Annotated in this window: 20 protein-coding genes; 9 read left to right on the plus strand and 11 right to left on the minus strand. The window is 68.7% G+C overall.

Features of this window, described 5'->3' with window-relative positions; translation table 11 throughout:
- The first annotated feature begins 131 nt into the window (after nt 1-131).
- Nucleotides 132-1,313 carry a CBS domain-containing protein gene (locus SM754_RS01235; RefSeq protein WP_323674397.1) on the plus strand — a complete coding sequence of 394 codons (1,182 nt, stop codon included), beginning with the start codon at nt 132-134 and terminating at the stop codon, nt 1,311-1,313.
- 44 nt (nt 1,314-1,357) lie between these two features.
- On the opposite strand, the gene SM754_RS01240 is transcribed toward SM754_RS01235, so the two are convergent.
- Nucleotides 1,358-1,972 (minus strand): DUF7344 domain-containing protein, encoded by a 615-nt coding sequence (locus SM754_RS01240; protein WP_323674398.1) that lies wholly within the window; start codon nt 1,970-1,972, stop codon nt 1,358-1,360.
- A 425-nt stretch (nt 1,973-2,397) separates the two neighbouring features.
- Between SM754_RS01240 and SM754_RS01245 the strand changes: the two genes are divergently transcribed.
- The 6 genes from SM754_RS01245 to argS all read left to right on the plus strand — a co-directional run bounded on the left by SM754_RS01245 (nt 2,398) and on the right by argS (nt 9,463).
- Nucleotides 2,398-2,988: a DUF7344 domain-containing protein gene (locus SM754_RS01245; RefSeq protein WP_323674399.1), complete on the plus strand. Its 591-nt coding sequence runs from the start codon at nt 2,398-2,400 to the stop codon at nt 2,986-2,988.
- Nucleotides 2,989-2,991: 3 nt separating this feature from the next.
- Nucleotides 2,992-3,558, plus strand: a complete 567-nt coding sequence (locus tag SM754_RS01250) for a hypothetical protein (protein WP_323674400.1) — start codon at nt 2,992-2,994, stop codon at nt 3,556-3,558.
- Nucleotides 3,559-4,134: 576 nt separating this feature from the next.
- Nucleotides 4,135-4,692 carry a DUF1102 domain-containing protein gene (locus SM754_RS01255; protein ID WP_323674401.1) on the plus strand — a complete coding sequence of 186 codons (558 nt, stop codon included), beginning with the start codon at nt 4,135-4,137 and terminating at the stop codon, nt 4,690-4,692.
- 292 nt (nt 4,693-4,984) lie between these two features.
- Nucleotides 4,985-6,124 (plus strand): S26 family signal peptidase, encoded by a 1,140-nt coding sequence (locus SM754_RS01260; RefSeq protein ID WP_323674402.1) that lies wholly within the window; start codon nt 4,985-4,987, stop codon nt 6,122-6,124.
- A gap of 41 nt (nt 6,125-6,165) precedes the next feature.
- The gene (locus SM754_RS01265) at nt 6,166-7,650 is read left to right on the plus strand and encodes a DUF5305 domain-containing protein (protein WP_323674403.1); all 1,485 of its coding nucleotides are present in this window, start codon (nt 6,166-6,168) and stop codon (nt 7,648-7,650) included.
- 61 nt (nt 7,651-7,711) lie between these two features.
- Complete coding sequence (gene argS / locus SM754_RS01270; protein WP_323674404.1) at nt 7,712-9,463, plus strand: arginine--tRNA ligase; 1,752 nt, start codon at nt 7,712-7,714, stop codon at nt 9,461-9,463.
- Between the two features lie 97 nt (nt 9,464-9,560).
- On the opposite strand, the gene SM754_RS01275 is transcribed toward argS, so the two are convergent.
- On the minus strand, nt 9,561-9,707 hold the full coding sequence (locus SM754_RS01275) for a hypothetical protein (RefSeq protein ID WP_323674405.1): 147 nt from the start codon (nt 9,705-9,707) through the stop codon (nt 9,561-9,563).
- Between the two features lie 174 nt (nt 9,708-9,881).
- Nucleotides 9,882-10,910, minus strand: coding sequence for a cell division ATPase MinD (gene minD / locus SM754_RS01280; protein WP_323674406.1), 1,029 nt, complete (start codon nt 10,908-10,910; stop codon nt 9,882-9,884).
- 289 nt (nt 10,911-11,199) lie between these two features.
- Between minD and SM754_RS01285 the strand changes: the two genes are divergently transcribed.
- Both SM754_RS01285 and prf1 read left to right on the plus strand, forming a co-directional pair.
- Nucleotides 11,200-11,742: a hypothetical protein gene (locus tag SM754_RS01285; RefSeq protein WP_323674407.1), complete on the plus strand. Its 543-nt coding sequence runs from the start codon at nt 11,200-11,202 to the stop codon at nt 11,740-11,742.
- A 197-nt stretch (nt 11,743-11,939) separates the two neighbouring features.
- A complete protein-coding gene (prf1, locus tag SM754_RS01290) occupies nt 11,940-13,181 on the plus strand; it encodes a peptide chain release factor aRF-1 (RefSeq protein WP_323674408.1) in 1,242 nt (413 codons plus the stop codon).
- Nucleotides 13,182-13,518: 337 nt separating this feature from the next.
- Here the strand turns inward: prf1 and SM754_RS01295 are convergent, their stop codons facing one another.
- The 8 genes from SM754_RS01295 to SM754_RS01330 all read right to left on the minus strand — a co-directional run bounded on the left by SM754_RS01295 (nt 13,519) and on the right by SM754_RS01330 (nt 22,710).
- Entirely contained in the window at nt 13,519-13,914 is a 396-nt protein-coding gene (locus tag SM754_RS01295; protein ID WP_323674409.1) for a DUF6276 family protein, read from the minus strand.
- Between the two features lie 89 nt (nt 13,915-14,003).
- Complete coding sequence (locus SM754_RS01300; RefSeq protein ID WP_323674410.1) at nt 14,004-14,711, minus strand: V-type ATP synthase subunit D; 708 nt, start codon at nt 14,709-14,711, stop codon at nt 14,004-14,006.
- Nucleotides 14,712-14,848: 137 nt separating this feature from the next.
- The gene (locus tag SM754_RS01305; protein ID WP_323674411.1) at nt 14,849-15,895 is read right to left on the minus strand and encodes a Brp/Blh family beta-carotene 15,15'-dioxygenase; all 1,047 of its coding nucleotides are present in this window, start codon (nt 15,893-15,895) and stop codon (nt 14,849-14,851) included.
- The gene (locus SM754_RS01310; protein ID WP_323674412.1) at nt 15,892-16,689 is read right to left on the minus strand and encodes a lycopene cyclase domain-containing protein; all 798 of its coding nucleotides are present in this window, start codon (nt 16,687-16,689) and stop codon (nt 15,892-15,894) included. The genes SM754_RS01305 and SM754_RS01310 overlap by 4 nt, the downstream gene beginning before the upstream one ends.
- A 133-nt stretch (nt 16,690-16,822) precedes the next feature.
- Nucleotides 16,823-17,584 carry a bacteriorhodopsin gene (locus SM754_RS01315; RefSeq protein WP_323674413.1) on the minus strand — a complete coding sequence of 254 codons (762 nt, stop codon included), beginning with the start codon at nt 17,582-17,584 and terminating at the stop codon, nt 16,823-16,825.
- A gap of 72 nt (nt 17,585-17,656) precedes the next feature.
- Complete coding sequence (locus tag SM754_RS01320) at nt 17,657-19,396, minus strand: bacterio-opsin activator domain-containing protein (RefSeq protein ID WP_323674414.1); 1,740 nt, start codon at nt 19,394-19,396, stop codon at nt 17,657-17,659.
- Nucleotides 19,397-19,519: 123 nt separating this feature from the next.
- A complete protein-coding gene (locus SM754_RS01325) occupies nt 19,520-20,941 on the minus strand; it encodes an ATP synthase subunit B (protein WP_323674415.1) in 1,422 nt (473 codons plus the stop codon).
- A 2-nt stretch (nt 20,942-20,943) separates the two neighbouring features.
- The gene (locus SM754_RS01330; RefSeq protein WP_323674416.1) at nt 20,944-22,710 is read right to left on the minus strand and encodes an ATP synthase subunit A; all 1,767 of its coding nucleotides are present in this window, start codon (nt 22,708-22,710) and stop codon (nt 20,944-20,946) included.
- Nucleotide 22,711: the final 1 nt, after the last annotated feature.

Here is a 22,711-nt window from a genome sequence, read left to right on the forward strand (position 1 = left end):
GTTCGCCGCGCCCGCACTTGAAACCGACTCGTCGCCACGCGGACCCCAGCGCGCAGTCGAGACGACGGACGCCGCGGTCGCCGTGCCAGCGTGGCCGGCGATTTAAGCCCCTTCCACCGCTACGTGCACGTATGCGAAGCTACCGCATCGGGTCGCTGTTCGGTATCCCGATCAAGTTGGACGTGACGTTCCTCCTCGTCCTCCCGCTGTTCGCGTACCTCATCGCCGGCCAGGTCGCGAGCACCGTCGAGCTCGTCAACCAGCTCCCGCAGATCACCGTCGACGCCGGCGCGCTCGAAGGCGAGACCATCCGCTGGGTCGTCGGGAGCGCCGCAGCCATCGGGCTGTTCACGAGCGTCGTCCTCCACGAGCTCGGGCATTCGCTGACCGCGATGCGGTACGGGTACACCATCGACTCCATCACGCTCTGGATCTTCGGCGGCATCGCGTCGCTCTCCGAGATGCCCGAGGACTGGAAGCAGGAGTTCGCGGTCGCCATCGCCGGCCCCGCCGTCTCCGTGGCGCTCGGCGCGCTCGCGTACGTCGCCGTCGCGTTCGTCGTCCCGGAGACCCTCGCCGCGGTCGCGTTCGTCGTCGCGTACCTCGCCGTGATGAACATCGCACTCGCCGTGTTCAACATGCTCCCGGGGTTCCCGATGGACGGCGGCCGCGTCCTCCGCGCGCTCCTCGCCCGGAACCGGCCGTACGCGAAGGCGACGCAGATCGCCGCGAGCGTCGGGAAGGGCTTCGCCGTCCTCCTCGGGCTGTTCGGCCTCCTCACGACGCAGTTACTCATGATCGGTATCGCGTTCTTCATCTACATCGGCGCGAGCGGCGAGAGCCAGCAGGTCGTGATGAAGGCGGTCTTCAACGGCGTCACGGTCTCGGACGTGATGACGACCCGCGAGCACCTGCACACGGTCACGCCTGAGACGAGCATCGCCGAACTCGTCGAACGCATGTTCCGCGAGCGCCACACCGGCTACCCGGTGCTCGACGACGGTCACCTCGTCGGCGTCGTCACGCTCGCGGACGCGAAGGACGTCAAACCCGTCGAGCGCGACGCGTACACCGTCAGCGACGTCATGACGACCGAACTGAAGACCATCGAACCGAACACCGCGGCGATGGACGCCCTTCAGGAGATACAGGGCAGCAACGTCGGACGGCTCCTCGTCGTCGCGGACGGCGACCTCGTCGGTCTCGTCTCCAGAACCGACCTCGTCACCGCGTTCAACGTCATCCAAGAGAGCGGTCGGCTCGCCGGTTCGACCGCCGAACCCGCGAACGACCGCGACAGCCGGATCGCCTGAGTCGACTCGACGCCGAGGCCCCGACGGACCGACCCGACCGCCGCCTACTCCCTGCACTCCGGCGGCGGGCCGTCGACGTCCCGGTCGGCCGTTCGACCGTGGTAGTGCGCCGCCGTCACCGCCATCGCGGCGAGCACCGCGAGCGCCCAGGCGACGACCCCCTGGACGACGCCGACCGCGGCGAGCACGAGCACGCCGACCGCGCCCGCGCCCGCACCGACGACGTACGCCGTCCACGGGACCGCCTCGTCGCCGCCCGCGACCGCGTGGTACGCGTCCACGACGACCGGGTCGTGCAGCGTTATCTCGCCGTCTCGGTCGTCGTACGAGACGATTCCGGCGTCGTCGAGCTTCGGCAGGTGGAACTGGTGGAGCGAGTTCCGGACGCTCTTTCGCTCCCGGTAGTCCAGTTCCGCCGGGTCGACGCCGTGCTCCCAGCCGGCGACGGCCTCCGACAGCGTCGACAGCGACACGGACTCGTCCGGACGCCGCCGCAGGTAGTGCAGGACGAACCGTCGACGCTGGTTCGCCAGTAACTCGAACACCTCGTCGTCGCTCGGTTCGGCCGCGTCGTCGGCCGTGGTACCGTCCACGTCCGTCTCCGTCTCGTCGGACGACGTGGTGGTATCGACTCCCCCCTTCGGTTGTGCTTTGCTCATCGAATGTCCCCCCGGACGAATTTATAGACGACGACGCATCCCCTTAGTTGTACTACCTTATCATGCAAGTTTCATGCATCCGCGTCCGTAGACTATCGCGTTACTGACCGCTCTCAACCCGTAAGCGACGTTTACGGACCAACTGCAGGCCGATTCCAGACATGAAACCGGGACTCGGCCGTCGAACGTCCACCATCGGCGGGGACTCCGGGTGCGTGCGCCACGCGAGCGTGATGTCAGCCGACCCGACTCGAAGGCGGTCACTGTCCGCTCGAGGAGCGTCATTCCGGTCTCGGTCGTCGAAGCGCCCGCACCCGATTGTAGTATATAACAACGTGGAAGAAACACCTATCGCGAACTGGACCTACCCCTGGCGGCGTCGACCTGCCCTGCCAGCCGCCGGCCGAACGCCGCCATCGCTACACATGAGCACGACACCGGATAGCCCCACGACGCAAGCGACGTTCGACCCGAGCGACGACGACGGCCCGACCCGCGACGAGCTGTTCCACGTCCTCCGGAACCGCCGTCGACGGTACGCCATCCACCACCTCAAGCGCGCGGACGAACCCGTCGACGTCGGCGACCTGGCGACGCAGGTCGCCGCGTGGGAGAACGACGTCCCGGTCGAGGCCGTCACGTCCAAGCAACGCCGTCGCGTGTACAACGCGCTCCAGCAGACGCACGTCCCGGAGCTCGACGACACCGGCCTCGTCGAGACCGAGCGCCGCGAGGTCGAACTCACGGAGCGCGCCGCCGAACTCGACGTCTACCTGGAGCTCGTCGACGGCCGGGACATCCCCTGGAGCGAGTACTACCTCGGCATCGGCGCGCTCGGCGCGGCCGTCACCGCCGTGACGGCGCTGAACGTCGGGCCGTTCGCCGGCATCCCTGACGTCGGCGCGGGCCTGTTCCTCTCCGTTACCCTCCTCGTGTCCGCGTGCGCGAACCACTACTATCAGGGCGCGAACCGCCTCGGCGAACGCGAGAAACCACCGGAACTCAGGGGTGACTGACGGATGCCCTCGCGTCGCGTCGCAATCCTCGGACTCGTCGCTCTCTCGGTGCTGTTCCTCGTGCCGTCGGGGTCGCTGAGTGCCGCGACCCTGGACCGCGGGGCGGTCGTCAGGGTTGCCCCGGCGGAGGACGCGGCTGTCGCCATCTGGGACCCTGGTGGCGCGTCCCCGGAACCGCCGATGTACCCCGGGGAAGACCCGGTCACGTCGCCCGACGACGTCGTGCGCGTCGTCGTCGTCCAGAACAACGTCGGGGCCGTCGGGCACGTCCACGTCACGGATGCAGCAGGGACCGACGTCGAGATCGACGCGACGGCACGGGACGTCCGCACCGGCGCTATCGCTCCCGTCCGTGGGACTGTGGACTGCAGCGGTGCGCGCGGACCGACGACCGTCCCGGTCCGCGTCACGTTCGTCGACACCGCGGACAGTCTCCGCGTCGTCGTCGAGTACGACGTGACCGTGCGCTGCGCGGGTCCGCCGAACGACGCCGCAGGCGCACCCGGAGCGAGCGGGACGACGACCGACGGCACGGGGACGAACAGTACGACGACCCAGACGACGACCTGAACGCGCTCCGACCGCGTGAATCGTTATACACGGTACGCGCACTCGCGCGCTCGACTGGAACGCGCGGTTATCAGAGTCCTCCGTCGACATGTCTACGCTGACCGAATTAACAGAGCGACCCGGCTCGCCCTTGTACCGCGCCACGAGACCTGTGCGATCTCCGGGACTCGGGTTCGAATCGTGACCCAATCGCGGACCGTTCGATCCGAAGCTACCGACGTTCGACGACCACGGCCGCTCCGTCGCTGTCGTTCCGTTAGCGACGTAACGACGCGACTGGCTTCGGTCGCCAGCCGCACGCGGCAACTCGGTGCGAGCCAGGTAGCCGCGTGCAGGTGCGCACGACCCACGTCGCGGGTCGCTGGATAGTACGAGCAGCATGGCTGTTCGTCGAGTACGACGAATCGGTTCGCAGTTCGCCCACTCCGAGCGGTTCGGAGTCGTCGGAAGCCGGCGTCTACGCTCCGTAATCGGCTCGTGCGGGTACCACAATCGCCCCCTCTGTTGCACTCTCTCGGCGCATGTAAACATGGGTGTAGACTCTCGATACAAGTGCCCCGAAAGGGGGGAACGACTATGGAACGACGCAAGTTCATCATCGGCGCAGGCGCATTGCTCAGTGGAAGCGCAGCCGCAATCGGTACGGGCGCGCTCAGCGAATCGACTATGGACCGTACCGCCACCGGGGAGATCGTCGGCGACAAGTACGCCTACCTCAAGTTCCGCTCGTACGGGGAGAACAGCAAGTTCTCGTCCATCGAGGACGGCCAGCTCGTCCTCGACTTCGCGAAGGAGACCAGCTCGCCGGGGCCGACGAACGGGCAGGGCCTGAACGCGGATTCGGTGAACTACTTCGACGGCGTGTTCCGTATCGCCGCGCAGGACAACGGCGGGGCGTTCGACGTCTGGATCGAGAGCGACAACCCGCACCTCAGCTTCTACTGGTCCAGCAAGAACTCCGGATCGACGACGCAGGGGAACGCGGTCAGGCTCGAGAACGCCCAGGGTGCGGACACGAACGTGGACGTCGGCGTCAAGATCGACCTGGAGGACGTCGACAACCCGCAGGAGGTCCTCACCGGGAACGACGACTTCACGATTCACGCCGACGACACGTCCGGCGGCGGCACGTAGTCGACTCACGTAGGCGATCGAGGTAGGTGACCGAGCGGATCCGGCTCGGTACCATTGCGGTCCACGATTCGCTTTTTTCGCTCGTCGTCCTATCGTCCTCACCGCACTCATCGACGTCCGATTCGATCGCGTGGACGCCGAAGCGGGTTCCCGTCGCGAGGCCGGGAGTAAACGCGGCATTCGGGAGGCTCAACGGACGCATGTTGACGGGGACGCGTGAGCGAAAGTGTGTCGTGACCGGGCGTCGGCGCGATCGACGGTCGATGCCCGGAATCGAACGAGGGGGAATGGTATGAACGACGTCGTCGAACGAGGACTCGAGCTGGTCGTCGTCGTCGCGCTCGTCGCCGTGTTCGCGGGGTTCGTCATGGGACAGCCCGTGCTCGTCGCGTTCGTTGAGACGGGGAGCATGGCACCGACCCTCGAACCCGGCGACGGGTTCGTCGCAGTACCGACGCCGCTCGCCGGTGGCGTCGACGAGGGCGACGTCGTGACGTTCCACGGTCGCAACGGCCGGTTGACGACGCATCGCGTCGTCGGCGAGACCGACGATGGGTTCGTGACGCGTGGCGACGCGAACGCGTTCACCGACCAGCAGGCCGGCGACCGACCGGTGTCGCGCGACCGCATCGTGGCCGTCGCGTGGGCGCCCGGCGGCGACGCGCTGGTGCTGCCCGGCGTCGGCGCCGTCGTAGAGGGGGCTCGCGGCGTCGTTGGGGCTGTGGCCCGAACCATCGGCCTGTCGGGCGACCCGAGCCGGCTCGCGACGATGCTGTTCGCGACGACGATGTCTGCGTTCCTGCTGGACGAACTTCTCGCCGAGTCCGACGGGACGCGGAGCGAGGAGCGGCCGGTCGGGCGTGCCGACGGGTACGACGTCCGAGTGCTCCTCGTGGCGAGCGTGCTGGTCGTCGTCGTCGCCGCGACGGTGTCGATGGTGCTCGCGACGGGCGGGACGACCCTCGGGTTCGACAGCGTCGCGCCAGCGGACGCGGAGCAGGGCGGCATCGTCGCGGGCGAGTCGAGCGCGGTCGGCGTGTCGCTCTCGAACGCGGGCGCGCTGCCGAGCGTCGCCGTCGTGGAAGCGTCCGGGCCGCACGCGAGCGTGCCCGCCGACCCGGTGGTGCTCGGTCCACGGGGGAACGCGACCGTGAACGCGACGCTGTCGGCGCCCGCGACGACGGGGAGCTATGAAGCGACGGTCGACCAGTACCGGTACGTCGGCGTCCTGCCGCCGGCTGCGATACGGTGGTTGCACGACGTCGACCCGTGGCTGGCTCGCGGGGCGGTCGACGCCGTCCTCGCGCTGGGGGCGTTCTCGGTCACGCGACTCGTCCTCGGTCGGGCGCGCGGGCGCCTCAAGCTCGAACCGTCGCGGACGCTCCCCGTCAGCCTGTCTCTCACGCGGCGACTGCGGCGACTGTACCGATAATCAAGCAACACGCATACCATTCAAAAAGACAACATGATATCATGATTGGGGGGATTCGGACGCGCGCGATACTCGACGAGTACGCGACGGTGCTCGTCGTCGTCGCGCTCGCGCTCGCCGTCGTCGGCGGTGCCGTCGCGTACGACGCGCACGCGACGCCGGACGAGCGCCAGGTCGAGCGGACCGTCGAGGACTTCCGCGTCGACGGGTCGTTCGCACATCAGGCGACCGTCCGCGAGGGCGCGAACACGACGACGTTCGAGCCGGGAGCGACCGTGCACAACCGGAGCGTCTACTTCTCGCGTGTGATGCCGACGCTCGCGGGCCGGCTGTCGCTCCGGTACGCGGACGCGGACTCGCCGGCGACGGTCCGCGTCTCCCGTCGCCTCGTCGTCCAGAGCGCCTCGACTGGACGCGATGAAGCCGACCGGACGGTGTACTGGCGGGACGTCCGGTCGCTCGGGTCGAACGCGACCACGCTCGCGCCCGGCGACCGGACGACCGTTCCGTTCTCGCTGAACGTCTCCGAGACCCTCTCGGCGGCGCGCAACGAGAGCGCACGCCTGGGCGCCCCCGGCACCGTCCAGACCCGGGTCGTTTTCGACGTGACTGTCGACCGCGAGGGCGCGAGCGGGAACGAGACGCTCTCGTTCGTCCTCCCGGTGACGAGCGACGGGAGCGTCTACCGCGTCGAGGACGGCCCGCGGTCGGTCCCGTTCAACCACACGGCGACGACGACCGTCGCCGACCCGCCGGGCGTGCTGCGGTCCGTCGGCGGCCCGCTCGCACTTGTCGTCGGACTGCTCGGCGTCATCTCCATGCGTACCCTCCGACGTAGCGGCGCGCTCGACGTCGACGACGCGGAACTGGCGGCGCTCGCGTACCGGGAGGACCGCGCGGACTACGCCGACTGGATAACCGAGGGCCGTCTTCCATCGACCGCGCTGGACCGCCCTCGGGTCGTCGTCGACTCGCTCGCGGGGCTCGCGGACGTCGCCATCGACGCGGGCGAACGCGTCGTCCACGACCGCGACCGCGGGGAGTACGTGGTCGTCCACGACGACCTCCTGTACGTCTTCGAGCCACCGGCGGACCCCTACGACGCACCGGTCGACGACGCGCCAGCAGACGACGTCCCCGACGACGAGGCCGCCGCGGCCGACGCGCTCGCGGCCACGGACGCACCAGCCGACGGCGCACCGGACGATGACGCACCAGTCGACGACGCGCCAGCCGACGACGCCGACCCACCGACCCTGACCGCCGAAGCGCTCGACCCCGAGGACCTGCCGTTCGGCGACGCGGACGCTCGCGACCCGGACGCCGTCCTCGACGACGGCTCCCCCGACGTCGACCCGGTCGACGACTCCGAGGACGCGGACGCGAACCCCGAAGATGGGGACGACGACACCGAGGATGCGGATGACAGCGCGACGACGGGGAACGACGAGCGAACGACCGTCGACGCCGGACGTGCGACGGGCGACGACGGCACGGCGACGTCGGGCGCGAACGCCGAGGACTGACCGCGTTCCCCCGTCACGTGGTTCAGTAACCCCTTTAGGCGACGGCGGGGAACCGGAGAGTATGTTCCTGACACTCCGGTCGGCCGTCGAGGACGCGCTCGCGGACGCGCTCCAGGCCCTCGACTACCCGACCGACGACCTCGGAATCGAGGAACCGCCGGAAGACGTCGACGCCGTGCTCGCGTCCAGCGTCGCGTTCCGACTGGCCAGCGAAGCCGGTGCGCCGCCGCCGCAGGTCGCCGCGGAGATCGCGGACGCGCTCGACGCCGCCGACATCGAGTCCGTCGCCGCTATCACGACGCAGGGCCCGTACGTGAACTTCCTGCCGAGCGACGCGTACTACGCCGGCACGCTCGAAGCCGCCCAGACCACCGACTACGGGCGGCTCGAGGACACCGGCGAGTCCGCGGTCGTCGAGCACACGAGCGCGAACCCGACCGGGCCCGTCCACGTCGGACGCGCCCGCAACCCCATCGTCGGGGACGCGGTCGCGAACGTCCTCGACTTCGCGGGGTACGACGTCGACCGGCACTACTACGTGAACGACGCCGGCCGCCAGATGGCCGTGTTCACGTGGGCGTACGAGCACTTCGACGAGGATGACCTCGACGCCGAGCCCGAACGCGACCGCATCGAGTACGACCTCGTCCGGTACTACCGGAAGGGGAACGCGTTCCTCGAGGACGGCCCCGCCGACGAGGTCGAGGAAGCCGAAGCGGAGATTCAGGCGATCATGCAGGGGCTCGAAGAAGGCGACGAGGCCGTCCACGAGCGCGTCACCGAGGTCGTCGACCAGGTGCTCTCCGGGATGCGCGAGTGCCTCGCACGCCTGCCCGCGGAGTTCGACGAGTTCGTCAAGGAATCGCGGTTCATGTTCGACGGCTCCACGGACGACCTCGTCGACCGCCTGAAGGAGCTCGACGAGGCGGTCTACGAGGAGGACGCCTGGCAGCTCGACCTCTCCGCGCACGGCATCGACAAGAACATGGTGTTCCTGCGGTCGGACGACACGAGCCTCTACACGACCCGGGACCTCGCGCACCACGAGTGGAAGTTCGAGAACTACGACCGCGCGGTGACCGTCCTCGGCGAGGACCACAAGCTGCAGGCCGAACAGCTCGGGACGACCCTCGAGCTCCTCGGGAACGACACGAGCCAGCTGGAGAACGTCATCTTCTCGTGGGTGAATCTCCCCGGCGGCTTCGGGATGTCCACGCGCGAAGGGACCGGCGTCGACCTCGACGACCTCCTCGACGAGGCCGTCGACCGCGCGCGCCAGGAGGTCGAGGACCGCATGGAGGACCGCATCCGCGACGACGAACTCGCCGACGAGGACGTCGACCGCATCGCGCATCAGGTCGGTATCGGCGCGGTCCGGTACGACATCATCTCGAAGCAACTCACGAAGACCATCACGTTCGAGTGGGACCGTGCACTCGACTTCGAAGCCCAGAGCGCGCCGTACGTCCAGTACGTGCACGCCCGGACCTGCGGAATCCTCGACGACGTCGACGATGTCCCCGAGTTCGACGCGAGCGCGCTCGAGAACGAGGAGGCCCACGACCTCCTGCGGACGATCGCGCGGTTCCCCGCGGTCGTCGAGTCCGCCGCGGAAGCCCTGGAGCCGCACACCGTCGCGACGTACACGCGCGAGTTCGCTGAGACGTTCAACGCCTTCTACCGCGAGTGCCCCGTCCTCAGCGAGGACGACCCCGAACTGCGCGCGGCCCGGGTCGCGCTCGTCGCCGCCGCCCGCCACACCGTCGCGAACGCGCTCTCGCTCCTCGGCGTCGCCGCTCCCGACTCGATGTAAGCGACCGGCGACACGACCACGTCACCGCGGTCCCGGGCGTCGAGACGACGCGCTCACGACGTCCTGTCGGCTCACCGAGTCGGGTCGACGGCGGCGACTACCCGAGTAGCGGGAGTGCGATGACGCCACTGCCGGTTGGCATGATGCTGCCGCCGACGAAGACGACGGCGCCGGCGCCGACGCCGATGACGAGCACCAGGAAGAGCAGTATCCACGAGAGCGGAATCGAGTTGTCGTCAGCCATGTACGGTCGTTGGAACGTCGGACGGGAAAGCCGTTTCCGTTCGAGAGCGCACACAGTACGACGCTCGGCTCGGGTCGACGCGCGACTCCCGATGTTCGAGTCGACGCGCGACTCGCCGAGGCCCGGGGCGACGCTCGACTCGCCGACGTCCGACCTCGCTCGCGACGGCCGACGTCAGCGGTCGTCGTCGTCGTCGCGGCCGCCGTCGGTCGCCGGTTCGCCCGTGTCCTCCCCGTCGCGCTCGGGGTCGGCGAGCGCGCGCTCGACGTGCTCGTCGTCCGCGCTCCGCGCGCCGTAGTCCGCGTCCGCGTCCGGGATGTCGACGCGGTCGGCGTCGCCGTCCTCCGCGTCCACCTCGCTGATCGCACTCGACACGTCGTCCGCCGACGCCACGTCGCCGTCGTCGGCCGAACCCTCGCTCTCGGACGACTCGCTCCCGGCCGCCCGGTCGTCGTCTCTCGCGCCGAACCGCGGCCGGTCGTCGTCGTCGGCCTGCCCGAGGAGGCGCGCGGCGAGGTACCGGTACGCCTGCGCCGCCGGCGACTTCGGTTCGTGGACGACGAGCGGTGTGCCGGCGTGCACGCTCTCGCGGACCTTCGGGTCCTCCGGGACCGCCACCAGGAGATCTGTCCCGACGTTCTCCGCAACGTCCTCGGGCGACACGGGGTCGTCCGGGCGCGTTCGCGTCACCACCATCCCGCCGACGGTCCCGCCGGCGCGCCCGACGAGGTCGACGGTCTTCTTCGCGTCCTGGATCGACGCCGGCTCCGTCGTCGACACCAGGAGCGTCGCGTCCGCGAGCCCGAGCGGAAGCACGGTCTCGTGACTCACGCCCGCGCCGACGTCGAGGAGGACGTAGTCGAAGCGCTCGCGGAGCTCCGCGACGACGGTCGTGAGCTCCTCCGTCGCGACGTCCGCGTACCCGTCGAGCTCGACGCCACTGGGGATCGCCCAGATGCCGTTCGCGAGCTCGTACGTCGCCTGGTCGACGGTCGCGGAGCCGCCGAGGACGTCGTGGAGCGACGTGCCCTGTGCGTCGAGACTCACGAACCCGGCGAGGTTCGCCATGCCGAGGTCCACGTCGACGATGACGACGCGATTACCGACGCCAGCCAGTGCCGTGCCCAAGTTCACCGTCGTCGTCGTCTTCCCGACGCCACCCTTCCCACTCGCGATGGCGTACACCGTCTCCTGCGTACTCATTACGAATCGATACAGTGCTGGTGGAGTAATAAATGGTGGTTCGCGCGGCACTCGATCGCGCAGGCTCGACCGTGCACGACGGGATGGCGTGCGTCGCTCGCCGGCTCCTGGACGTCGTCGTTCACTCGCTTCAGGGGCGTTCGCACCGTCCGTCTCCACCGCCGTTCACGCTCGTTCACGACGTTCAGAACCGCCCGAAACCCGTTCAGAGCGCTTGAAACGCTCGAACTGTCCAGAACGACGTTGGCGCTTCAAGTGTCTCTGGGTCCTCGCACCGAGTGCAGCAATCATGAACGCGAAACACGTCGTCGCGGCCGTCCTCGCCGTGCTCGTCGTGGGCGCGGGAGCGGTCGCGGCCACGCCGGCGGCATCGCCTGTTGGACAGACCGCGGCGGACGTCCTCCCGGGCGACGACCACGCCGCGAACGAATCCGACGACGCGGGCGCGAGCGACAGCGCACCGCCCGCGGCCGAGCCTGACGACGACGGCGACGAGGCGGCGGACGACGACGATAGCGAGGCCGACGCCGAGCCGGGCGCGAACGCACCCGTCGACGTCCCGACGGCCGGGGCGAACGACCGGTCGCTCCCCGCGCAGGCCAGCGACACCGCTAGGACCGTCCAGTCGACCATCGCCGACTGGTTCGGCGCGAACGAGAGCGACCGCGAGCACGACTCGCTCGGTGACGCCATCTCGAGCGTCGTCGGCGGCGACGACGCCGAGGCGAACGCGAGCGCGACCGGCCAGAGTCAGGCCAGTTCGAACGCGAACGACGAGGGCGTCGTGCACGCCGTCGTCTCGTTCCTCACGAGCGACGACGCCGACGCCTGACGTGACTCGACCGACGCGACCAGTCAGCACGTGACTCGCTCGCACGGTTCGAACGGCTACCGACCTTCCTTCACGCACTGGCACGCGACCGGCCAGCGACAGCGACCGCGTGGACGTACACGCCCGCGAACGGGCCCGTGCGACCGTTTCGCGGACAAGGAACAGTTACTTACGCGCACGACGGCCAGTTGTAGTCAATGAGTCAGCAAGCGGACGAGGAACAGTCCGACCGGAAGAAGTACGAGTTCCAGAAGGTCATCGAGGACCTCCAGTCCCACGAGGGATCAGGAACGCAACTCGTCACCATCTACGTGCCGGAGGACCGTCGGATCTCCGACGTCGTCGCCCACATCACCCAGGAGCACAGCGAGGCGTCGAACATCAAGTCCAAGCAGACGCGGACGGCCGTCCAGGACGCGTTGTCGTCCCTGAAGGCGCGCCTGAAGTACTACGACACCCCGCCGGAGAACGGCATGGTGCTGTTCTCGGGCGCGATCGACTCCGGCGGTGGCCAGACCGACATGAAGACCGAGGTGCTTGAGTCACCGCCCCAGTCCGTCGAGTCCTTCCGGTATCACTGCGACAGCGAGTTCCTCACCGAACCGCTCGAACACATGCTCGCGGACAAGGGCCTCTACGGCCTGGTCGTCCTCGACCGCCGCGAGGCGAACGTCGGGTGGCTCCGCGGGAAGCGTGTCGAACCCGTGAAATCCGCGAGCTCGCTCGTCCCCGGGAAACAGCGGAAGGGTGGCCAGTCCGCGCAGCGGTTCGCTCGTCTGCGTCTGGAGGCCATCGACAACTTCTACCAGGAGGTCGCGGAGATGGCGAACGAGCTGTTCGTCCCCGAACGCCACGAGCTCGACGGCGTGCTCGTCGGCGGTCCCTCGCCGACGAAGGACGAGTTCCTCGACGGCGACTACCTCCACCACGAGCTTCAGGACTCGGTCCTCGGGAAGTTCGACGTCGCGTACACCGACGAGTCCGGCCTCTACGACCTCGTCGACGCGGCCCAGGACGTGCTCGCGGACGCGGAGATCATGGAGGACAAGGAGCTGATGGAGCGGTTCTTCAAGCAGCTCCACGACGGGAACAAGGCGACGTACGGGTTCGAGCCGACGCGCCAGAACCTCGTCATGGGCTCCGTCGAGCACCTCCTCATCAGCGAGGACCTCCGGCAGGACGTCGCCGTCTTCGAGTGCGGGAACACCGAGGAGTACGAGGTGTTCAACGCGCGGAAGGCGACGCCGAGTCACGAGTGCGAGGACGGCACCGAGGCCGAACTCCAGGAGCGCGAGGACGTCATCGAGTTCCTGATGTCGATCGCCGACCAGCGCGGGACGGAGACGAAGTTCATCTCCACGGACTTCGAGAAGGGCGAACAGCTCCTGAACGCGTTCGGTGGTATCGCCGGCTTGCTGCGGTACGAGACCGGCGTCTGATCGCTTCGAACTGCGACCGCGAGGTCGCCTGACTCTTCATCCTCGTCGTCTGCTTCGCTGACCGTCGATCGGAGAGGCGTCGGTCTCGGCGAACCTGGCGGTGCGTTCGACGTCGACGGCGGGTTCGTGTCAGACCGTCGCCGCCGATTCCCCCCTGGTGAGTGCGGTAGCCGTTGGTGGGCGGCTCCCGTCGTCGCGTCGAACGACACCGGAACGTAGGTCGAGCACCGGTAAGTCGTCACCTACCGGTCGGATGCACGCACCGCGAGAACTAATACTTAGGTCTATCGGTGCCGTCGAGCTGTGGGGTCGAGAGCACCCGATTGCGGTCGCCGAACTATTCCATGAGTTGCTCGAGTTGATTCCGGCGACGACCGATCGCGACCCGCGGCTGGAGCGACGACTCGCTCTCGAGGTCCTCCAGTATCAGCATCGCGTCAACGCCGTCCGCGGTGAGGTCCTCGACGAGCGTCTCGATGTTCGAACGATTCAACGCCAGCGACGACAGCATCCCCACGACGAGCGCCATCCGCACGCCCGCGGTCCCGGACGGGAACGACTCCACGACGTCCTCGAACCGCACCTCCTCGGCGCTCTGCGCGTTCGCCGGATCCGCCGCGGCCACCGTCAGGCACTGCGTGCAGATAGTCGCCGCGTCACCCGGTGCGTACTCGCGCAGGTCGGCGGGTACCTCGAACGCAGTCACGTCACCGCGACACTCAGAGCATTGCATAATCCCCCCGACACGCCCGACCGCCTAAAAACTAGTCTGCTTCGCCGACCAACGGCGCTCGAACGCCGCCGCCGACCGCGCCGACGGACTCAGTCCGCGTCGACCGTCTCGCTCCCGGCCGCCTCGGCCTCCGCCTCCTTCTCGGCCTCCGCTTCCGCCTCGGCCTTCTCCTCTGCTTCCTTCTTGTCCTTGATCTTCTTCAGGCGGAAGATCTCCTCGCGCTCCTGCTCCTCGAGCTTCTGCTCGATGTACTCCTGGTTGTCGTAGAGCTCGGGAAGGAGCTTGAACTCGAGGGCGTTCACGCGACGCTTCGTCGTCTCGATCTCCTTCAGCATCTTCTTCATCGCCGTCTCGACCTCCGCCGCGAGGATGATAGATTCGAGGAGGTCCTCGTAGGCTTCGGCGGCCTCGTCGATGCGCGCCGAGGTGCCGAGGACGCCGTACCCGCGCTCGTCGAGGCTCTTCTTCACCTTCGAGGACTCGATCTGGGGGACGACGACGCCCATGATGTTGTTCGACTCCGTCGTGATCTCGGGGTGCTCCTTCAGCGCCGCTGCGGCACCGCGGACGGTGACGTCGCCCTCCATCGCGCGCGCCATGTTGATCTTCTTCTGGGCGGTCTGGTAGTCCTGCTCCAGGCCGCCGCGGACGTCCTGGGCCTTGTCGAGGATGTCCATGAACTCCATGATGAGTCCGTCGCGCTTCTGCTCGAGCGTGTCGTGGCCGCGCTCGGACAGCTCGATGCGGTCCTCGATCGCCATGAGGTTCTTCCGGGTCGGCTTGACGTCCTTGGCCATTACGCGCCAGTTGCGTAGCCAGCCTGTTAACCCTTTACGATTCCAGCGGGTGCGGCGGTGCGAGCGGGCCGCTCGCGGCACCGTCCGCCGACGAGACGACCGGAGTCGGGTGGCGACGGGAAGCGTCCGCGAGCGTGCTACAGGACCCCCTGGTGGCGGTCCATGCCGGTGACGACGGCGACGTGCGGGAGGGTGAGGACGGCGATGCCGACGAGGTAGAGGCCGACGAGTCCGGGGAGGGCGGTCGGTGTCGTGGGGACGGCGACGGCGAGTGCGGCGAGGACGACGAGCGCGCCGGCGGTGAGGGGGGCGGCGTCGCGCGCGAACGCCGCGAGTGCGCCGAGTGCGCTCCCGCGTTCGAGGGCGGCGACGGCGTCGTCGTCGACGGTGACGAGGCGGGCGACGTGCCGGAGCGCGTGCCACGCGGAGAAGTACGCGCCGACGGCGAGGATGGGCGGCACGAGGAGGAAGAACGCCCAGAGCGCGAGCGTCTCGGCGACGTCGACGACCCACGCGGCCGAGGCGCCGTCGGTACGGGAGCCGTTCGCGAGCGCGAGGACGGTGAGCGCGCCGACGGCACCCGCGACCGCGAGCCGGCTGTCGGCCGTGAACAGCCACGCGAGCGCGTCGGTGTTCGCGCCGAACGGCGCGACGAACCACCCGAGGACGCGCTCGTACTGGCCGGGGAACGCGACGAGCGGTATCGTCATCGGGAGCGCCCCGCGGACCGCGGCGGTGAGTGCGCGCTGGCCGCGTCCGTGGGGGTGTCGGCCGTCGAAGAGCGAGACGAGCGGGTAGAGGTCGCCCTGCCCCCAGTGCGCCCACGTCAGGAGGACGAACGCGACCGCGGCCGCGACCGGGGCGACGAACCACGCGACCGCGTACGCGCCGCCGAGAACGGCGTAGAGCGCGCCGACGCGGAGCTGGTGGGCGCGCGTCGCGGCCTGCCCGCCCGCTCGTGCGAGCGCGAGGTGGTCGACGGCGCCGTGGGGGAGCCCGAACAGGACGACGCTCGCGACGAGCGGGACGAGTTGGACCGAGAGCGGCGGGCGGTCGACGCCGGCGGCGAACGCGAGCGCGAGGACGCCGACGACCGCCCACGACGGTGCGAGCCCGAGGGCGACGACCCGGTCGCGGACGCTCGCTGCCGGCGTCGACCGGACGCGATAGCTGCGCTCGGTCATCGCGGAACGCCCTCGCCGCGGGTCGTCTCCAGTCGGACGAACCGGCGCAGCGGCGCTGGCACGGCGGCGGCGGGGGCGGCGTACACCCACCGGAGGAGGACGAGGCTCTGGGCGACGAAGACGTTCGTCACGAGGAAGAACAGGCCCTCCTCGACGGGGAGGCCGAGGACGAGCACGCCCGTGGTGTACGTCTCCGAGAGCGTCCAGACGCCCGCGTCGATGGCGACCCGGTCGGCGACGCAGAGGTACAGCGTCGGCGCGAGCACGCCGAGGAGGACGGTTCTGCGGGCGCGGACGAGGACCGGCCAGCCGAACGCCCACTGGACGGCGAGGACGGGACCGGCCCACGCCAGGATGGCGCCGAGGTACAGCGTCTGTCCGCCCTGGAGCGTCCACGCCAGCCCGAGCGCGGTGACGGCGCCGGCGGCGAGCGCGCCGGCGACGCGCTGCCGACGCGAGACGGTGGCGTCGGCGACGTCCGCGAACCCGAGGCTCCCCACCCACAGCGCCGCGAGCACCGACTGGAGGACGAAGAACGCGTACTCCTCGACGGGCGCCCACCACAGGCGCGCGAGCACCGTCCCCTCACCGTACGTCCACACGCCCCGTGCGACGAGGTAGTTGTCCCACGGTGTCGTGTACGCGACTGCGAGCACGACCACGACCGGCGTCCCGACCTTCAGCGTCCGCGTCCACTCGCCCAGTCCACGGGCTCGCCGGAGGGCGGCAACTGCCACGAGCGCCGGAACCACGAACGCCAGGTGGAAGGCGACGTAGGTCAACGCGTCGGTCACGCCCACTCACCCCGCGAACGGCGGCGAGGTGAACGACCGAAGCGGGTCTCGAAGCCACGAGGCGACCGTCGACCGGACGAGCGTATCGGGTGCATGAGTGAGTCGTGTACGAAAAGACCGCGTCGGGACGCCGTCAGTCAGCCGTGGTCGCGCCGCTCGGCGCCTCGGTCGCGGTGTCGGCCTCGTCGAGGATCGCGTGACTCGACAGGAGGATGAACCCGAACCCGACCTTCGCAACCAGATCGAGGACCATGAACCCGGCCGTCTCGATGCCGAGCCCGACCGCGCTGACGCCCTCCGTCCCGATCAGCCACCACACGGGGTAGACCAGCCAGATGACGGTCAGCATGTTCCGTAACAGCCGGAACTTCCCTTGAGCTTCGCCGGACAGGTTCCGGGCCTGCTGGGTGAGGTTCCGGAAGAGGAACACGAGGAGGACGAGCAGGAACGCCGTGCTGACGCCCCACCAGACGAGTCGCTGCGCGCCCGTGGAGAGCGCGGCGCCCTGCAGGTCGCCCGTGAGGGTCGCGACCGCGCCGGTCCCGATCATCGCGACGTCGAGCCCGACGAGCGTGTAGATCGTGTTCCGGTCGGCGCCCGCGAGCAACCCGAGGTCGTACAGGAGCAGCGGGGTGGTGAACAGCCAGTCGGTGTACCGCGCCCAGTAGATGGGAATCTCCTCCCCACCGACGACGACTGTCGTCAACCCGTACCCGAGCGCCATCGCGAGATAGTTCGCGAACGCGATCGCGGTGATGAATATCGTCGCGATGTAGAACTTCTGTCGTCTCTCGTTCTCTACGCCCCAGCCCCTGGCGATGAAGTAGACCATCCCCAGGAACATTCCCGCGGTACCGAGCCATAGCCACAGTGCTTCGCCTTCTGGTGATGCCATGCTACACCAACCCATACGAGTGGGACGGAACTAACTGCACCACCGGAAATTTCCGACCCCACCGACCCGCGTTTATACGTGGGCGTCCGTGGGGGCGACGCCGTCGGCGACTTCGCTCACGACCTTCCCGAGCGCCGCCCGCAGATGCTCGTGGAACGTCGACGTCGACACCCCCATCGACGCCGCGAGCGTCTCCCCGCTGACCGCCCGCGGCGTCTCGAAGAACCCCGCCGCGTGCGCCCGAACGAGCGCCGCCCGCTGGCGGTCCGTCAGGTCCGCGTCCAGCGCCGCGACGAACTCCCGGCGCGTCCGCACCGACCGCTCGCTCGACCGGTACGCCTCCAGGGTCGCCGCCGGGAACCGCGACTGGACCGTCGACACCACCTCACGGCCGTCACAGCCCGCCGGAACCGATAACACGAGCGACGCGCCCTCGCCGATAGCCGAGAGCGACGTGACCTCGACGCCCCGCGCCGCGAGCCCCTCGACGAGCTCCCCCATCGACCCCGTCACCGACACCAGACACCCGTCCTCGCCCTCGACAACCACGGACGCCGACACCGCCGGGAACCCCTCGGCCATCTCCAGGACCACTCCGGCGTCGACGCCCGACACGTCCCACAGCACGGACACCGACCCGTTCGCGACCTCCGCACCCGCGAACGCGACCTCGCACTCGCGAGCCGCCGCGAGCACCACCGGGAACAGCTCCGTCCCCGAGACGTCCAACCTGGCCTCCGCGACGTCGTCCGTCACCACGCGCTCGTGGGACTCCACCGCGTTGATCGCCGTCGCCACCGTCCGCCCCAGCGACGCGAGCACCACGCGCTCGTGCTCGTCGAACGCGCCCGCCCCGTCGGCGTACACCGCGAGCACACCGTAGGTCACGTCACCGTACGAGAGCGGTACGACCGCGACCGACCCGTACCGGTCCGGCCACTCCGCGCCGTGCAATCGCCCACCCGCGCACTCGCTCGCGTCCCGCACCTGGAGTGCGTTCGTCGCGACCGCCGCCATCACCGGATCGCCGTCGTCGAACGACACCGACACCTCGTCGACGCGCCGCGGCGCACCCCCCGCACCACCGAACCCGACGACCGGGTCGACCGTCTCCCCCGACAGCCCGTACTCGCCGACCCACGCGAACGCGTACTCCGGCGTACTCGCCACGCATCGACACACCTGCACCTGTAACTCCTCGCGCGTCGTCGCCTGCACGACCGTCGCCGAGACGTCCGCGAGCAACCCGTTCACCCGCGACAGGACCGCCTCCAACGCCATCCGCTCGTCGCGGTACGCTCGCGCCCGCTCCCGAGCCGCACGCTCCGCGTGCTTCCGACGCGTCACGTCCAACTGGAACCCGACGTAGAACGCGACCTCGCCATCGTCGTCGAACAACGGCGCGAGCTCCACGCGATTCCAGAACAGCTCGCCGTCCTTCCGGTAGTTCCGTAACATCACCGTCACCGGCTCCGCCTCCGCGACCGCCGCCCGCATCTTCGCGACCGGCGCCTCCCGCGTCTCCGGCCCCTGCAGGAGCCGACAGTTCCGCCCGATGACGTCCTCGCGACCGTACCCCGTGATGCGCTCGTACGCGTCGTTCACGTACACGAGCGGGTTATCCGGGAGCGACGGGTCCGTGAGCGTGATCCCGACCGGCGCCGCGTCCATCGCCTGCTGCTTGACCGCCTCCGTCACCGGCACCGCACGCGCCCGCTCGCGCTGGGACGGAACCGGCTCCTCCTCGAACACGCTCGACCCACCATCCGCCAGGACCACTCGGTCCGACCGACGGCGCTCGCGCTCTCGCATACCCCACGTACGTCACGAGCTACCAAGTCCCTACACCCCGACCAGTTACCCATCACCATCGACGAACCGACCGCTCGCAGTCGCTCGTCGACGACCAGCGACGAAAGAGAGAGAGACCCGCAGTCAGTCCGCGGCGACTTCCTCGCCGACGTCCTCGTGGTAGTGCTCGTCGATGAGCTCCTCGTCGACGCGGTTCAGTTCCGTCCGCGGGAGCATCGACAGGAGCTCCCATCCGATGTCGAGCGTCTCGTCGATCGAGCGGTCCGTCTGGAAGCCCTGGTCGACGAACTCCGCCTCGAACCGGTCCGCGAAGTCCAGGAACTTGTTGTCACGCTCGGACAGCGCCTCGCGACCGACGATGTTCACGAGGTCACGGAGGTCCTCACCTTCCGCGTACGCCGCGTACATCTGGTCGGACACGTCCGCGTGGTCCGCCCGCGTGAAGCCCTCGCCGATACCGTCGTCCATCAGGCGCGACAGCGACGGCAGGACGTTCACCGGCGGCTTCAATCCCTGACTGTTCAGGTCGCGGTCCATCACGATCTGCCCCTCCGTGATGTACCCCGTCAGGTCCGGGATCGGGTGCGTGTCGTCGTCGCCGGGCATCGTCAGGATCGGGATCTGCGTGATCGACCCCTCGACGCCCTTGATGCGACCCGCACGCTCGTAGATCTGCGCCAGGTCCGTGTACATGTACCCCGGGTAGCCACGACGACCCGGGACCTCCTCGCGCGCCGCACCGATCTCGCGCAGCGCCTCACAGTAGTTCGTCATGTCCGTGAGGATGACGAGCGTGTGATAGCCGTGCTCGAACGCGAGGTACTCCGCGGTCGTGAGCGCGAGCCGCGGCGTGACCGTCCGCTCGACTGCCGGGTCGTCCGCGAGGTTCATGAAGACCACCGACCGCTCCAGCGCACCCGTGCGCTCGAAGTCGGCCATGAACTCGTTGGCCTCCTCCTGCGTGATCCCCATCGCACCGAAGATGACCGCGAACTCCGACTCCTCGTCGTCGTCGTCGCCCTCGCCCTCTGCCTCCTCCGGAACCGTCGCCTGCCGGGCGATCTGGAGCGCGAGGTCGTTGTGCGGCAGCCCACTCCCCGAGAAGATCGGGAGCTTCTGGCCGCGAACGAGCGTGTTCATCCCGTCGATACCCGAGACACCCGTCTGGATGAACTCCTCGGGGTACTCGCGAGCGTACGGATTGATCGCCTCGCCGACGATGTCGCGTCGCTCCTCCGGAACGATGTCCGGCCCACCGTCGATCGGATTCCCGGACCCGTCGAGCACCCGCCCGAGGAGGTCCTCGGTCACGGGCATCTTCATCGTCTCGCCCAGGAACCGGACGGACGACTCCATGTCGATACCCGAGGTCCCCTCGAACACCTGGATCGCGACCAGGCCCTCGCTGGACTCAAGCACCTGCCCGCGGCGCGTGTCGCCGCCGGGCGTCTCGATCTCGACCATCTCGTCGTAACCGATGTCCTCGTCGACCTCGGCGAACACGAGCGGACCGGAGATCTCCGTAATGGTTTGGTATTCCTTCATGGTCAGTAGAGTTCACGCAGCTGATTCGAGAGCTCGTCCTCGAGCTCGTCCACGAACTCGGGGACGTCGTCGTCCTCCGTCGACGCGATACGGTTCAGCTTCGGCGCCGAATCCACGTTCTGGATCTCCTCGACCGGCACGCCAGCCTCCAAGGCCTCGCTGGCCTCGTCGTTGAAGTGCTTGATCGCTTGGAGGATGCGGTAGGTCTTCTCGGGGGGACAGTACTGGTCCACCTCGATGAACGCGTTCTGCTGGAGCCACGCCTCGCGGAGGTACTTCGCGACCTCCAAGATCAGGCGCTGGTCCTCGGGGAGGGCGTCCTTCCCGACGAGCTGCACGATCTCCTGGAGCTCGCCCTCCTCGTCGAGGATGTCGACCGCCCACTGGCGGATCTCCGGGAAGTCCTCCGCGACGTTCTCCCGGTACCACGGGTCGAGCTGGTCCTTGTACAGCGAGTACGACTCGTCCCAGTTGATCGCCGGGAAGTGACGCCGTTCCGCGAGGTCCGCGTCGAGCGCCCAGAACGTCTTCACGATACGGAGCGTGTTCTGCGTGACCGGCTCCGAGAAGTCCCCACCCGGCGGCGACACGGCGCCGATGACCGAGATGGAGCCCTCCATGCCGTTGATCGTCTCGAAGTACCCTGCACGCTCGTAGAACTGGCTGAGGCGCGCTGCGAGGTACGCCGGATACCCCTCCTCGCCGGGCATCTCCTCGAGACGCGAGGAGATCTCGCGCATCGCTTCGGCCCACCGAGAGGTGGAGTCAGCCATCAGCGCGACGTCGTACCCCATGTCGCGGTAGAACTCCGCGATGGTGATACCCGTATACACGCAGGATTCGCGCGCCGCCACCGGCATGTTCGACGTGTTCGCGATGAGACAGGTACGCGCCATGAGGGCGTTCCCCGTCTGCGGGTCCGGCAGCTCCGGGAAGTCGTCGATGACCTCCGTCATCTCGTTCCCACGCTCACCACACCCGATGTACACGACGATGTCCGCGTCGGAGAACTTCGCCAGGCTCTGCTGGGTGACCGTCTTCCCGGACCCGAACGGCCCCGGAATCGCCGCCGTCCCGCCCTTCGCGAGCGGGAACAGGCCGTCCAGGATACGCTGCCCCGAGACGAGCGGCGTCGTCGGCGTCTGCTTGTCACCAGCCGGCCGCGCCTCGCGGACCGGCCACTCCTGACGCATCTGGATCTCCTCACCGTTCGCCAGCTCCGCAACCGGCTCCTCAACGGTGAAGTTCCCGTGCTCGATGGCGACGACCTCGCCACCATCGTAATCCGGCGGGACCATGACCTTGTGCTCGATCGTGACCGTCTCGTCGACGATCCCGATCACGTCACCCGGTTCGACCTCGTCGCCTTCCTCGACGGTCGGCTCGAACTCCCAGGTCTTCTCCAGGTCGATACCCGGCGCGTCGACACCACGGTCCAGGAACGCCGAGTTCATCTTCTCCTCGAGCACGTCCAGCGGACGCTGCACACCGTCGTAGATGGTGTCCAGCATCCCCGGCCCGAGGTCGACGCTCAGCGGCTCGCCCGTGTTCTCGACGGGCTCGCCCGGCGCGACCGCAGACGTCTCCTCGTACACCTGAATGGTGTACAGGTTCCCTTCGATCTCGATGACCTCGCCCATCAGTCCTTCGTCGCCCACGTAGACGACGTCGTTCATCCGGGCACCGAGGTCCGTGGCGGTCACGACCGGACCACTCACGCTCTCGATCTGGCCGTCCTCGCGGACGTCAGTGTCTGTTGCTTGACTCATA

The sequence above is a fragment of the Halorubellus amylolyticus genome, assembly GCF_034808145.1.
Taxonomy (GTDB): Archaea; Halobacteriota; Halobacteria; order Halobacteriales; family Natrialbaceae; genus Halorubellus.